Annotated in this window: 13 protein-coding genes and 1 pseudogene; 7 read left to right on the top strand and 7 right to left on the bottom strand. The window is 41.4% G+C overall.

What is annotated here, in order from left to right; translation table 11 throughout:
• Nucleotides 1–83: 83 nt before the first annotated feature.
• The 3 genes from F986_RS13625 to F986_RS13615 form a co-directional block, all read right to left on the bottom strand.
• The gene (locus F986_RS13625; protein WP_004695998.1) at nucleotides 84–434 is read right to left on the bottom strand and encodes a winged helix-turn-helix domain-containing protein; all 351 of its coding nucleotides are present in this window, start codon (nucleotides 432–434) and stop codon (nucleotides 84–86) included.
• Nucleotides 435–521: 87 nt separating this feature from the next.
• Nucleotides 522–1,322, bottom strand: a complete 801-nt coding sequence (fdhD, locus tag F986_RS13620; RefSeq protein WP_004695996.1) for a formate dehydrogenase accessory sulfurtransferase FdhD — start codon at nucleotides 1,320–1,322, stop codon at nucleotides 522–524.
• Between the two features lie 87 nt (nucleotides 1,323–1,409).
• Nucleotides 1,410–3,824 carry an FdhF/YdeP family oxidoreductase gene (locus tag F986_RS13615; RefSeq protein ID WP_004695994.1) on the bottom strand — a complete coding sequence of 805 codons (2,415 nt, stop codon included), beginning with the start codon at nucleotides 3,822–3,824 and terminating at the stop codon, nucleotides 1,410–1,412.
• A gap of 379 nt (nucleotides 3,825–4,203) precedes the next feature.
• Between F986_RS13615 and moaA the strand changes: the two genes are divergently transcribed.
• The 6 genes and pseudogenes from moaA to F986_RS13580 all read left to right on the top strand — a co-directional run bounded on the left by moaA (nucleotide 4,204) and on the right by F986_RS13580 (nucleotide 9,138).
• Nucleotides 4,204–5,211, top strand: coding sequence for a GTP 3',8-cyclase MoaA (gene moaA / locus F986_RS13610; RefSeq protein WP_004695992.1), 1,008 nt, complete (start codon nucleotides 4,204–4,206; stop codon nucleotides 5,209–5,211).
• Between the two features lie 127 nt (nucleotides 5,212–5,338).
• Nucleotides 5,339–6,262 (top strand): bifunctional molybdenum cofactor biosynthesis protein MoaC/MoaB, encoded by a 924-nt coding sequence (gene moaCB, locus F986_RS13605; RefSeq protein WP_004695990.1) that lies wholly within the window; start codon nucleotides 5,339–5,341, stop codon nucleotides 6,260–6,262.
• Nucleotides 6,259–7,476 carry a molybdopterin molybdotransferase MoeA gene (locus tag F986_RS13600; RefSeq protein ID WP_004695988.1) on the top strand — a complete coding sequence of 406 codons (1,218 nt, stop codon included), beginning with the start codon at nucleotides 6,259–6,261 and terminating at the stop codon, nucleotides 7,474–7,476. Before moaCB ends, F986_RS13600 begins: the two co-directional genes overlap by 4 nt.
• A gap of 137 nt (nucleotides 7,477–7,613) precedes the next feature.
• Nucleotides 7,614–8,222, top strand: a pseudogene (locus F986_RS18045) (molybdenum cofactor guanylyltransferase).
• 195 nt (nucleotides 8,223–8,417) lie between these two features.
• Nucleotides 8,418–8,669 (top strand): MoaD/ThiS family protein, encoded by a 252-nt coding sequence (locus F986_RS13585; RefSeq protein WP_004695981.1) that lies wholly within the window; start codon nucleotides 8,418–8,420, stop codon nucleotides 8,667–8,669.
• A gap of 1 nt (nucleotide 8,670) precedes the next feature.
• Nucleotides 8,671–9,138, top strand: a complete 468-nt coding sequence (locus F986_RS13580; RefSeq protein WP_004695979.1) for a molybdenum cofactor biosynthesis protein MoaE — start codon at nucleotides 8,671–8,673, stop codon at nucleotides 9,136–9,138.
• Between the two features lie 157 nt (nucleotides 9,139–9,295).
• On the opposite strand, the gene F986_RS13575 is transcribed toward F986_RS13580, so the two are convergent.
• Nucleotides 9,296–10,285: a tyrosine-protein phosphatase gene (locus F986_RS13575; protein ID WP_004695977.1), complete on the bottom strand. Its 990-nt coding sequence runs from the start codon at nucleotides 10,283–10,285 to the stop codon at nucleotides 9,296–9,298.
• Between the two features lie 862 nt (nucleotides 10,286–11,147).
• Between F986_RS13575 and F986_RS13570 the strand changes: the two genes are divergently transcribed.
• A complete protein-coding gene (locus tag F986_RS13570) occupies nucleotides 11,148–12,134 on the top strand; it encodes a tyrosine-type recombinase/integrase (protein ID WP_004695975.1) in 987 nt (328 codons plus the stop codon).
• Nucleotides 12,135–12,231: 97 nt separating this feature from the next.
• On the opposite strand, the gene F986_RS13565 is transcribed toward F986_RS13570, so the two are convergent.
• From F986_RS13565 to F986_RS18310, 3 genes are all read right to left on the bottom strand, one after another.
• Nucleotides 12,232–12,747: a glycoside hydrolase family 108 protein gene (locus F986_RS13565; protein ID WP_026056491.1), complete on the bottom strand. Its 516-nt coding sequence runs from the start codon at nucleotides 12,745–12,747 to the stop codon at nucleotides 12,232–12,234.
• Between the two features lie 248 nt (nucleotides 12,748–12,995).
• Nucleotides 12,996–13,553 carry a coiled-coil domain-containing protein gene (locus tag F986_RS13560; protein WP_004695972.1) on the bottom strand — a complete coding sequence of 186 codons (558 nt, stop codon included), beginning with the start codon at nucleotides 13,551–13,553 and terminating at the stop codon, nucleotides 12,996–12,998.
• Nucleotides 13,554–13,628: 75 nt separating this feature from the next.
• Nucleotides 13,629–13,827: hypothetical protein (locus F986_RS18310; protein WP_004695970.1), on the bottom strand; the 199-nt coding region annotated here is incomplete at its 5' end.

Raw genomic sequence — 13,827 nt, 5'->3', positions numbered from 1 at the left:
GATAAGAGGTTTTATCAAACCTAGGAAGCTTATTCGTGTATGTCATAAATCAATACGAGAAGTATTTAGTTGAACTAAATAGATTATTGTTTAAGGTGTTGAGCTAGTTCTGCAAAATCCTGTTCAATCGCAACACGTGCTTTTATTTCCATCTGTCTAAATTGACTTAAAATACTTTCGCCCAAGTCCGTGAGTTTTGCCCCACCCCCATGCGTTCCACCTTTTTGAGTTTCGACCAATCCTGACCGAAAGCTATGATTCATGGTTTCAACCAATTGCCATGCACGGCGGTAACTCATATTCATACTTTTTGCAGCTTGAGAAATTGAACCTGTACGACGAATTTCTTCCAATAACTCGGCCTTACCTGGCCCAAATGCAATGTCTTGATTGAGAAGTATTCTGAGCTGTAATTTTAATTTGACGTCCTGCATACATTCACTCAAATAAAGACTGGTCATCAAAGCAGATGAACTAATAAAGAAAAACCTTTTACTTTTTATACAGCAAAATTTTGAATATCAAGTATATAAAACAAAACCATTACCGCGGCAAAAACTCGCTAAGGTCAAACCTGACTGCTTTGCCATATTAATCGCCATACTGGTTGGAGCTGAAATACACGCCAGCAAGGCAATATTCAGTTGAGCACACTTACGAATCAACTCATAACTGGCGCGGCTGGTCATCACGACAAAACCTTGATTTACATCACAATGATGTTCTGCAATATAACCCAATAGTTTATCTAAAGCATTGTGTCGGCCCACATCTTCAAACAAAGCCACTATTTCCCCCGCTTGAACCCATGCAGCCGCATGTGCACCGCCCGTCATTTGGGTGATTTTCTGTCGGGTATTGAGTTGAGCAATGGCTTGCGGAATTTGAGCCAACCATCCCTCACAAAGGGCTGTGGTAATTTGAGGTAAATCCAAATGAAGCTGCTGCAAACTTTCAATCCCACAGAGACCACAACCCGTGCGTCCAACCATCATCCGTCGATGTTGTTTGAGCGCCATAAAGGCCCGAGTAGAAATCGTCATTTCGACTTGAATCCCAAATTCAGTTTCATGTATGTCTAAAGAATAAAGCTCTTTCAAACTCGTCAAAATACCTTCAGACAAGCTAAAACCTTTCGCAAAGACTTCAATATCAGCTGGCGTTGCCATCATTACTGCATGGGAAATCCCATTATAGACCAAGGCAATAGGGTGTTCTTGCACCACAAAATCAGATTGTTCAACAACTCTATTTTCACTTAGACGCTGAATATCAACAGTTTCATAACCCAGAGAATTCAACGTCGACGCCCGAATATCCATAATAGTTTTCCAATCTTCCCTAAACACCAAACCCTTCAATCATGAAAAAAATGACACCTGCAAATCAGGCGTCATTTCAGCATTGAATCAACTAACCTCTCGATTCACGATCTGATTGGCATCTTCAGGATCAACCGCTTGTGCCAAGTTTAAATGTTCAGGCGCTTGACCTACATGTAAAATCACAGGCACGCTTTTCGACACCGGTATTTTGGCGTATTTATCATGGCTACTGAGTGCAACCAATGGATTAGTCTCTGGATAATAGGCTGCGAGGCTACCCCGTGGAATGTTATACGGTACGATACGGAAGCTTTGAACCACACGTTTAACACCATCCGAATAAATACTTTCGATATCCACCCATTGATCTGCAACAAAGCCAGCCGCAGCGATATCTTCTGCATTCATAAACAAAACACGGCGCTGACCAAATACCCCACGATAACGGTCATCGAGTCCATACAAGGTGGTGTTGTATTGATCATGAGAGCGTGTGGTCATTAGGGTATAGACTTTGGCCCCTGTATATTGTTCAGCGTATTTATTCTCTTTATCTGCATACACTTCAGCCAACGGCGTAATTAAAAACTGTGCCTTGCCTACAGGCGTATTCCACACATGCTGATTGGCTGGATGCTCTAAGTGAAAACCACCCGGCTGATAGACCCGAGCATTAAAATCGTGGAATTCATCAAACACGTCTTCAATCGAATCGCGAATACGGTCATAACTTTCTACATACCATTTCCACTTGATATCACTCTCTGGCAAGACGGCTGCTGCCATACGCGCCACAATGTAAGGCTCTGAAAGTAGATTCTTAGAAGCAGGCTCATTACGCCCTGCTGAAAGATGCACATTACTCATGGAATCTTCAACACTCACTGCCTGCGACCCATGCTGTTGCATATCAATTTCGGTACGCCCCAAACAGGGTAAAAGTAATGCCTCTTTACCACAAACCAAATGGCTACGATTCAGCTTCGTTGCAATCTGTACTGTCAAATCACAACGACGTAAGCCTTCTTGTGTATAAGGTGTATCTGGAGTGGCAACAGCAAAGTTACCACCTAAACCAATAAAAACTTTTACACCACCTTCATACATCGCCTGAATGGTATCCACCACGCCAAAACCATGTTCACGTGGCGACTGAATGCCGAATACTCGGTCCAGACTATCCAGCAATTTTGGGCTTGGTCGTTCATTGATCCCCATGGTTCGATCGCCCTGCACATTACTGTGCCCACGAATCGGAGCTAAACCTGCCCCTGGACGACCAATATGCCCTCTTGCCAACATTAAGTTCGCGAGCATATGTACATTTGCAGTCCCATGTCGATGCTGTGTAATCCCCATGCCCCAACAGAAAATGGCCGTTTTGGCATCCAAATACATTTTAGCTAAAGATTCTAAATGCTCAGGGCTAAGTCCCGTATGTGCATGAATATCGGACCATGCAGTACGATCTATTTCTTCCATCATGGCATCGAAACCAACCGTATTCATCTCAATAAAAGATCGGTCAAAAACGCTCTTTTTCCCAGCTACCAGTGCTTGAATGTCCCATTCACGTAAATGTTTCAGCATCCCAAACATGAGTGCATAGTCACCGCCCACGTTGGGTTGGAAATAATATCGACTAATAGGTGTACTGCCATTGGTCATCATCTCAACAGGTGCTTGCGGATCTTGGAAACGTTCTAAACCACGTTCTTTTAAGGGGTTAATGGCAACGATATTGCCACCACGGCGCGACACTTCACGTAAAGTCCCCAACATCCGCGGATGGTTGGTGCCCGGATTATGCCCAAAACTGAAAATCGCATCGGCGATATCAAAATCTTCTAAAGTCACCGTTCCCTTACCCAAACCAATTGAGTCACGTAAGCCAACACTGGTGGTCTCATGGCACATATTGGAACAGTCTGGGAAGTTATTGGTACCAAAAGCACGGACAAAGAGTTGATATAGAAATGCCGCTTCATTACTTGCACGACCCGAAGTATAAAATGCTGCTTGATCTGGATGATTCAAGGCATGTAAATGTTTTGCAATTAAGGCAAAAGCATCATCCCACGAGATGGGCACATATTTATCGGTTGCGCTGTCATAGCGCATTGGGTCGGTTAAACGGCCTGAATCTTCAAGCAAGAAATCACTTTGCTCAGACAGCCAACTGACCGCATGGGTTGCAAAAAAATCAGGCGTAACACGTTTTGAAGTGGCTTCAAAGGCAACGGCTTTCGCACCGTTTTCACAAAAGTTAAAGGCATGTGCATCTTTTTTTTCAGGCCATGCACATCCTGGACAGTCGAAACCTGTGGGTTGGTTAATATTGAGGAGCGTAATCGCACCTTTTTTGAAAACTTCCTGTCTCTTTAAGTTTCTTGCAACACTTAACAACGCGCCCCATCCACCCGCAGGATTGGTATAAGGTTCTATTCGTGCATAGCTGGTTTCTTCATCGTCATGCTTTTTCTCTTCAGTGTTTTCCATCTCACCGCCCTCAATATTTATCTTCAGTAAAAAGTTCTGCAATGATAAATTCACTGTTCGCTTTGCTCATAGCATTTGCAAACGATTTGGATTGCTCATCCCTTTTTTATTGCTCTTTTCTTATTCATCATGCCTACGTTTTTTGGCACAATTCCAAAACACTTCTGATCAAAAATATCACCCTTTTGGTATGCAATTCCAATAGATGAATTATTACAAAAGACAATGACTTGATGGATCGTGTTCGAGGAACACCCTCTCATTTTTTGAAAATGAACGAACTAAACGACTTCAAGACGCCGTTTGATCTTTGAAATAAAACATTTCATACTCTCGTTTATAAAAACTAAATCGTAGGTAAATACGAAGTGGAGCGACTATGGACGGTTCGACTACTACACCCTTAGAACATAGGTCAGCGCAACTGATCGATCAATTTGGCCGTCATAAACATAAACTCCGAATCTCTCTGACAGATCGTTGTAACTTTCGTTGTAGTTATTGCATGCCCGATAGGCCGGAATGGTTGGCAAAAAAAGACATCTTGAGCTTTGAAGAGCTTTTAACCTTTTGTGAAATGATGGTGGGGCTAGGCATTCGGCACATCCGCTTAACAGGTGGAGAGCCTTTGATGCGTCAAGGCGTAGTCAATTTTATTGATGCTTTGAATCGGCTCAAACCACAGGGTTTAGAACGTATTTCCATGACCAGTAATGCTTTCTATTTAAACAAGTATGCACGAGCGCTAAAAGAAGCAGGACTAGATGATCTTAATATCAGCCTCGATAGCATTCATGCAGACACGTTTATGAACATGACCAAACGTCCGATAGCACCTGTTCTCGAAGGCATTTCGGCAGCACAACAAGCCAATCTTCCGATAAAATTAAACTGTGTTTTAGTCGCAGGACAAAATGATCATGAAGTGCTTGAACTGACCCAATGGGCTTATCAGCAGAAGATCGCATTACGTTTTATTGAATATATGCCTCTAGATCAACCTGAGCAGTGGCAGCCTCAAAAAGTCATCACTGAAGATGACATTATCCAAACACTTAATCCTCATTTTCAGATTCAGAAACAAGCCAGACAACATGACCCTGCAACCATTTATCTGCTTAATGATCAGTACACATTAGGTATTATTTCCACCATTAGCAAACCATTCTGTCAAAGCTGTGACCGTTTACGTATTACTGCAACGGGAGAGCTTTTTACCTGTTTATTTGCCAACAAGGGAACACCGCTACGTCATTTACTTCAACAAAAAGATCCCGCTTTATTACAAGCCCAGATTCTGAACGCGGTATGGCATAAAAAAGCAGGGTTTATTGAACATCAACACGCCCCAACACGCAAAATCAGTATGCATGCCATAGGGGGTTAATTTTGAGTTTGTCAGTCATTCGACTGTATCCGCATTTATTTTTGTGTTATCTAAATACGTCATAAACTTTTTCTCTTGATCGAACAGTTTCACTTTAGATCAACACTTCAATGTTTCGGAATACTTTATGAAAAACGTTGGCATGAAGCCAGAAAGCTATCGCGTTGCAACTGCAAGCTCTGAACTGCTTGCCCCTGCACATTGTTTACAACTTCTTGCCGACGGCAATACAGAAAAAGGTGATGCTCTCAAAACAGCCCGCATTGCTGGGATTTTAGCCGCAAAACGTACTGATGAACTGATTCCGCTGTGTCACCCCCTGCCTATTTACCGTGCCGATGTCGATTTTGAACTACTTGTCGACCGTGTGATTATTCGTGCAACCGTTGAAACGATTGGGCCAACAGGTGTAGAAATGGAAGCGTTGACCGCTGCCAGTATTGCGGCTCTCACCATTTACGACATGCTCAAACCCCATTGCGAACCGCATGAGTTGATCATTCAGCAATGTAAACTCGATCTGAAAAAAGGCGGAAAATCACACTTTAAACGTCATTTGCGTCAGCCTGTTTCTGCGGCAGTATTGGTTCTATCAGATACCGTTGCCGCAGGGCGTAAACCAGATACTGCTGGCCGCTCCGTCGTCGAGACCTTAACCGAAGCTGGTTTTGATCCAATTCACTATCAAATTTTACCTGACGAAGCCGATCAGTTAAAAGCATTGGTCTTAGAGCTCACTCAATCTTATGCTTGCATTATTACTGTAGGCGGAACAGGCATCGGCAAGCGTGACATTACAGTAGACACACTTGAGCCTTTACTTGAACGTGAACTCAATGGCCTGATGGAAGCCGCACGTGCTTTCGGACAAAAACGTACCCCTTATGCTGCGATGTCACGTGGCGTTGCAGGTTTTATCGACCGTTCATTGGTGATTACCCTTCCGGGCAGCCGTGGTGGTGCAAGTGAATCTATGGCAGCCATTTTACCTGCTTTGGTCCATATTTTTGATGTCTGCCGTGATCTACCCCATCCGGGAGGTTATGAATGAGTTGCTCTGGCGTTGGTTTAATTACACTCGATCAAGCTCTTGAACACTATAGCACCGTCCAAACATTGCCTGTTGTTACTATGCCTTTAGTACAAGCACATCGATATGTTTTAGCGGCAGATGTTTTATCAACAGTTGCCTTGCCTCTATTTACCCAAAGTGCGGTTGACGGCTATGCGCTGCGCTCTGAAGACTTGCAAGCAGGAATTACTCGCTTTGAATTGGTTGGTGAAATTCGTGCAGGTATTGAAGAACATATTGAAATTCAAACAGGACAAACCGTTCGTATTTTTACTGGGGGCAAGCTGCCAAACTCAGCAGATACTGTGGCTCGACAGGAAATTATCACGCGTGGCCATAAACAAGCGACTCTAACTCAAGCTTTGGACAAAGGCGCAGACATTCGCTATCAAGGTGAGGAGTTATCCATCGGAACAACACTTGCACAGCAAGGCCAGCGTTTAGGCAGCGGTTTAATTGCAGCACTCAGTATGGCGGGGGTTCAGCATGTCGAGGTTTATCGCCAACCTAAAATTGCAGTGCTTATTACCGGTGATGAAGTCAGTACGCAACTGGACAATCAATCTAAAGTGTTCGATGCCAATGCGCCAATGATCCGTACTTGGCTTAAAGAACAGGGTTTTGCTGAAGTGCATTTAGAGCATGTGATTGATGATGAGAAGATACTCACACAAGCGCTCTCGAATGTCATGAATCATTATGATGTAGTCATTACTACAGGCGGTGTTTCGGTAGGCGATTATGACTTGATTCGACCTGTTTCAATGGCTTTAGGTGCCAAAGAGATTTTCTGGCAAGTTGCACAAAAACCGGGTAAACCACTATATTTTGCTGAATATCAGACAGACTATCATCATTCTTATTTGATTGGTTTGCCTGGGAACCCTGCTGCTGTGCTCACCTGTCTTGCTGTACATGTATCGACATTATTGGCGGCTTTACAGGGGGTTACGTCTCCTGCACCCGCGTGGAAAAAAGCTCGCTTCAACGACAGCATTAAACAAGACAGCCGTGAGCAACTGGTTCGCATGGTATTAGATGTGAACGAGTTTGGACAATTAACCGTTTCCAAACTCGGCAAACAACAATCCCACATGCTCAGTAACTTAAATCGAGCCAATAGTATAGTTCGAGTCCCTGCTCGATCTGATGCCCCTGTAACATTGGACTATGTCGATTTCATCTCGATCTAAGAACATAGATTGGATAGTGAGCCAAACCAAATGCTTTTTTGCAAACGGTCTAAGGCTGCGACAGCTTTGTCGTAGACCGTACATCTCAATATTGAACGATCATTATTGATATCCTTACACACGGATGTTAGGTCAAAATCATGCAAAACTACCCAGCAACAGCACTGGTAATTTTAGCGGGTGGTAAAGCCACACGAATGAATGGGGTCAATAAGCTTTTGCAAAGATTTGACCATGAAGTGCAGTTGTTAAAAATAATTAATGCCTTTCAAGGCTACGTACAGGAGATAAGGATCAATAGTCATCGCGATTATGCGCAATATAGTGAGTTAATTCCTGATATTCGCTGCTTCAAAGATAATAGTGCTGGTTTTTTAGGGCCTTTAATCGGTATGCAAACGGCATGATCATATGTGCGAGCTGATTATATTTTATTTATTCCGTGTGATATTACCGACATTCCACAAGATATATTACCGCGCCTCCATCACACATTAGAACAACATCCGCACTCTTCTGTTGTCTACCCGAATATCAATGGACAAGCGCTCTACCCTTTTTGTTTGTTAAAACGCAATAGTCTAGAAACCTTAAATAAGCATTTACACCAACAACAATTCAGCTTAAAACACTGTTTCACCGATCTGTCGCCACAAACTTTAGATATTCAAAATGCGCATTTGACTTACCACAGCCTCAATTCATTTGAAGAAGTGCACGATTACCAAAAGTCATTAGACTCTTAGTCGAGTCATATCATTCAAACCGTACTGTCATAGATAGATATAGCGAAATAATAAGAAAAATGGCGTTTTATTTGTCTGTACAAACTGACTTTTCCATTTTGATGATCAAATTAAATAATGCTAAAGTGAATTAATAAGTATTCAATAAACTGACGTCAGCAAACTATTTTTTAAATCCGTTTTGACAGAGGCAACATGCAGGACATTCATATCAAAATCGAGGCTTATGGTGCAATTGAAAAGTATCTTCCTGCTGAACTTAGCCTGAGCTGTGTGCCGAACAGTTTAATTACTGATGTACTCGATCAAATAAAAATGCGTTATCCATCTGCTTCTGATTTGCTGGAACGCTGTGCTTGTGCGATTGGTGAAGATATTGTGGCGCGTCAAAGTCGATTAGCACAAGATAGTACCTTGGTGTTACTTTCACCCGTTGCTGGAGGCTAAGATGTTAGAGTTTGCTCGTATTCAAGATACTGCTCTCAATTTAGAGGATTTTGACAGCATTCAAGCATTTTCTGAGTGCGGCGGAACTGGTATTTTTATTGGTACGGTTCGAAATCATCATGAAGGACGCGCGGTTCATGCACTGAAATATACATCTTATGCACCTGTTGCCGAAAAGATGATAAGAACGATTGAACAAGAGATACAAGAAAAATATGCGCTTCGCTATGTTCGGGTTGTACATCGGATTGGTGCATTAGATATTGGCGATAAAGCTATTATTGCGATTGCGTATGCTCCACATCACCGAGAAGCATTTCAGGCCTGTGATGAAGCGGTTGAGCGTGTTAAACATGAAGTGCCGGTTTGGAAAGAAGAGTTTTATACCGACGGAAGCAGCCAATATGTTGCAGGCTGCTGTATTCGCCAAGACTATGATGAAAAGCATGAACAACACCATCATCACTAAGAAGACTTGTATCTATTGATGCTAAAAACCAATGAAACTCTGTTAAAAAATAATGGTACATCATCTACCGCTATCTTCAAGTTTAGTTTTTCCAGTCAGTCCAAAGCCCTCTTCTACTTTGAGCTTTGGATTCAGACGGCGTTATTATGTCTTGATATTATGAAGCACTTTTTGATTTATAGCCGATGAGCATCTTTTCTTTCAATTTTTCAATATCTTCATCCGATAAGCCCAAACCTTCTGTCGCATACTTATCAATACTGCCATACACTTTGATGACTTCATCGAATTGTGCTTTAAAGAATTCTTCACGCACATCAAGAACTGGTCGATATATATTAGCGGCTACTTCACCTTGGGTGCTGACCATGTATTGATACGTCGCATTGACACGGTCTGCGGTATACGCATTTGTTAAAAGATAGTCTTGTAAGACATCGTCATACTTCATGCCGACCAATAACTGAATCACAGCAGTAACCCATCCCGTACGATCCTTGCGTGCTGTGCAATGATAAAGCTGAACACCATCTGTATAAATTAAACTATTAATCACTACTCCGAAACGTAATTGAGTGCCTTTATCATGAGCAGCCATATTCGCCATTGAACTATTAAAAAAATTGATCATATCTTCAGCTGTAGCAATCCCTTTCGGTAGATCGCTCTCTTTTGAACCAGCAATATTTACCATCATAATATTGGTATCGGGACTCAAAATGTCTGGGCTTTTTTCTCTTTCAGAATTGGTTCGCAGATCATAGACGGTCTTAATTTCCAATGTTTTAAAGGTTTCTAAGTCTGTTTCATTTAATGGTAAATAGTTCGATCGATAAATCACGCCCCGTCTTAATTTCAAACCATCAACGTTAGCATAGTTCGTTGACATGCTATTTCCTGCAATATCACGAAAGTTGTCTGCTGTTTCAACTTTAGGCGTATCTGCCAAATATAAACTCGGATCATCCGTAGTATTTTCCGGATTATCAACGACGGTGTTATTAGAGTTATTCGCATTGCTTGATGAGTTCGAATAACTACTTTCCTCACCACATCCTGTAAGGATAATCGTTCCTACAAGGAATGGGATGAATAAACTTTTTTTAAGACAAGAAACTAAAAGGCTTTGTTTGGTACTGACGTCCATGGTCTTTTACACATCTGATTTACGGAAGTCGTATTATTGTTAGAGCACATTACATTTACATGAATAATCAATAATAAAATAAAAGCCAATATATTAATTTTTATGGTATTTATCTCAAAATAAAATCACATTCGTGTCATAAATCACAATTTAAAACACATCAACCCACGTAAGTGACCGGATGGAATAATTTAATTATTTTGTCATTTTTTTATGATAATCAAATGCTGCGCTGAACACGATTTGTTATAGCTAGACCAGTACTAAGCACATTGTCTAATCAGTTCATGTAATTGCATCAATCGATACTAAAATTTTGCCCATATCTAAAAATACACGAGCTTCCATATGCTAACGCATGCACTAAATTTTTAATATTTTGCCTTGGAAAATAAACTTTTCTAAGCTTTAAGCGTAAAAAAACTGATTCAAACCAATTACTTCTTCTATATAAATTCGATCAATTTACTTCATATACGATAACCGAGTCGCCATGATTAGTTACAACACTTAGATCTATTGCAAATAGCTAGTCTTGTCATAAAGGAATAATAAACATTTAAATTGTTGCAAGAAATATAACGAAGGTAGCTTTGAGTGAAATGAAAATAGAGCTTAAAACTGTATTTTTAATATATTTAAGATAGCTTCGGAAAGGAAAATAAAAAATGGTGCGCTCAGCGGGCACTTTCCGAAATTTGCGGTTTCCTTGTTATTCCCTAGTTTTCCTTATTTTTTCTTTAATTTTATAGGTTTAAGTGTGGCTCATTAATTCAATAGTTTAATGTTTCCTTATTATTCCCTATTATTCATTCTATATTGATTACGCCAAATTTACGCCACGACATTTTGAGAGAGAATTATGGCCACCTTCAGACAAAGGGGTGATGCTTGGCGAGTTGAGATTAGTGTGAATGGTACTCGGGAAAGTGCGACATTCGACACTAAGACTCAGGCTCGCGCATGGGCATCAAAACGTGAAACTGAATTAAGAGAGTTATCACGCGGAAAGCTTCCTGATTATACATTAAATTGTGCAATTGATAGATACATAGAAGAAGTGTGTCCAAAACACAAAGGTTGCGATTCTGAAATTAAGCGATTCAAGGCATTTCAGAAAAACTTTCCTAAGCTGTGCAAAAAACACATTGTCAAAATTACTACTGATGATTTTGTGACTTGGCGGGATGAGCGACTAAAGAAAGTTAAGCCTGCATCGGTTAGACGTGAGGGCAACATACTGTCAGCTTTGTTTACAGTAGCGCGTACTGAATGGAAGTGGGTGCATGATTCACCCATGAGTGATTTAAAGATGCCACCACCGCCTGCGCATCGTGATAGACGAATCGCAGAAGATGAAATTGAGCGATTATGTCTTGCATCTGACTTCAACAACCAAACACCTGAAAACTTTACTCAGCAGATTATGATTGCTTTTCTTTTAGCGATTGAAACAGCAATGCGTGCTGGTGAGATCCGCAGCCTGACTTGGGATCGGGTTTATTTAATGAATAGATATGTGACTTTGAATGAAACCAAGAATGGAACAAAACGACATGTACCCCTGTCCAAGCGTGCTGTTGAATTGCTTGAGCTTATGAAAGGTGTTGGCAGTCATCAGGTTTTTACGGTGAAAGATGCTAGTTTTGATACGCTTTGGCGAAAGTTGCGGGATAAATGCGAAATTGAGGATTTGCATTTTCACGACTCAAGACATGAGGCGTGCACTAGACTTGCTAGAAAACTTGAGGTTTTGGACTTGGCCAGAATGATTGGTCACAATGATTTACGAAGCCTGATGGTTTATTACAATGCAACTGCATCAGAGATTGCGAACAGGTTGGATTAAGGCCCATTAAAGAGCCTTCACACAAATCCCCACATTCACATTCGTCGTAATTGAATGAGCTGTGCAGCCTGAGAGTAGGAGGCACAGCAATAAAAGATTAATTATCCTGAGCAGCATATTTCAAATTATCCGCTACACGATTAGTCCAGCCTTTGCCGTATGTCGACCATGTTGAGAGTGATGTATAAAACCTTAATCGCTCAGCGGTCAAAGTTAGAATCACGTCATTTAGGTCTTGAGCATTCACAGCTTCCATGGTTTTGGGACCAATAACTCCATCTGTGGTTACGCCTACTGCTTGTTGCAACTCCATTACTGCCCGCTTCTTTCCTGCATTAATTGCGAAATCCCACAACTGGAACGTGATAGCGGAATGTAGACCATTACCGCCTAATTTATCCCACCAGTCTTTTTTGTAGATTTCCTTGGCTTGAGCAATCGTAAGATTTTTAATATCCAAATTGGGGTAGGTGTTTGCAGCGATGCCGTACTTGGTGCCTTTTAATATGCCTACTCCAACCTTGCCACCAGTCCAGTTGCCAGGATCGCGCCGATCTGTACTATAGCCACCTTCATGACCAATTAACCTTCGGAATGCTTCATCAAAAGTGATTGAATCCACTGGCAGTTTTGCAAAGCCTAAAATAGTCGGCTCGGGATGTAGTTCAGGTTGGTATTTCTTTTTGCCGAAATACGCCAGTGCGGGCAGTACAATGGTTAAAATTAATGAATGATATTCAGCTGGAATGAGCTGTGCATTGATTCCTTCTTGCAACAAAACAGGAATTACACCCAATAAAAAAGCCCCAATTAGGGGCCATTTGACGCTGGTATATTTCAGCGCGTTTTCAGGAATGACTTTCATTTTTCCTCTCTCACATTTCGTTCATAAAGTTTGTTTCGGATTTCTTCAACCGTTCTTAAAAGTTGGTCGGATTGTTTTTCAAGAACCTGAATACTTTGGGCGTTGGTCGTGGCTTGAGTGTTTACCGTGTCTGTTTTGCTCGTCTGAGTATTCCAAGCGACTACAAATAGGCCAGCCAAGAAAATGCCGCCAAAGCGTACAAGGTTGGTGATGCTGTCGATCTTGGTTTTACTCTCATGTAGCACCCTAATCTGTGAATCCACCTCCTTAAACTTCGGATCGACTTCATTCCTGAGCTGCTTAATCTCACTTTTGAAGTTTGACTTTGCTCGGTCTAAATCCTCTTGCAAATTGTCGCGAGTCTGAGTTAAGTCATTTCGTGTCTGTTGATGCTCTTTGTTGAGCTGCTCTAACTGCATATTCATGCGATCAAGCTTTTGTGGCATTTCAGCTAACTTATCCATATTTTTGGATATGTCATTAATCTTGTCTGAGATGGCAAGAAGTTGCCCTGCTGTTGCTACTGGTGGATCAGATGAGTAGTCATTTGGCATTGCGCCCCCTAAATTTTGGTAATAAAAAAGCCCCAAGCTATTTAAGCAAAGAGCTTCGGGTTGTTTGTTGTGTGATTAAGATAATTTCATCAAGCCAGCTTTAATTAAAGATTTTTTCATTTCTCGCATTTCCTCTAGCACAGATTCAATATTTGTTGGAACTGCACTATCTGAAACATTTTCAGCGACAAATTCAGACTGTGATAGATATTTCTGTATACCTTTCACTCTTAAAACTGTTCCATGGCGCATTGGGCTGTCAGATGTGATTTTC

This window comes from Acinetobacter johnsonii CIP 64.6, from assembly GCF_000368045.1.
GTDB lineage: Bacteria > Pseudomonadota > Gammaproteobacteria > Pseudomonadales > Moraxellaceae > Acinetobacter > Acinetobacter johnsonii.
This window is presented reverse-complemented; position numbering and strand designations above follow the sequence as displayed.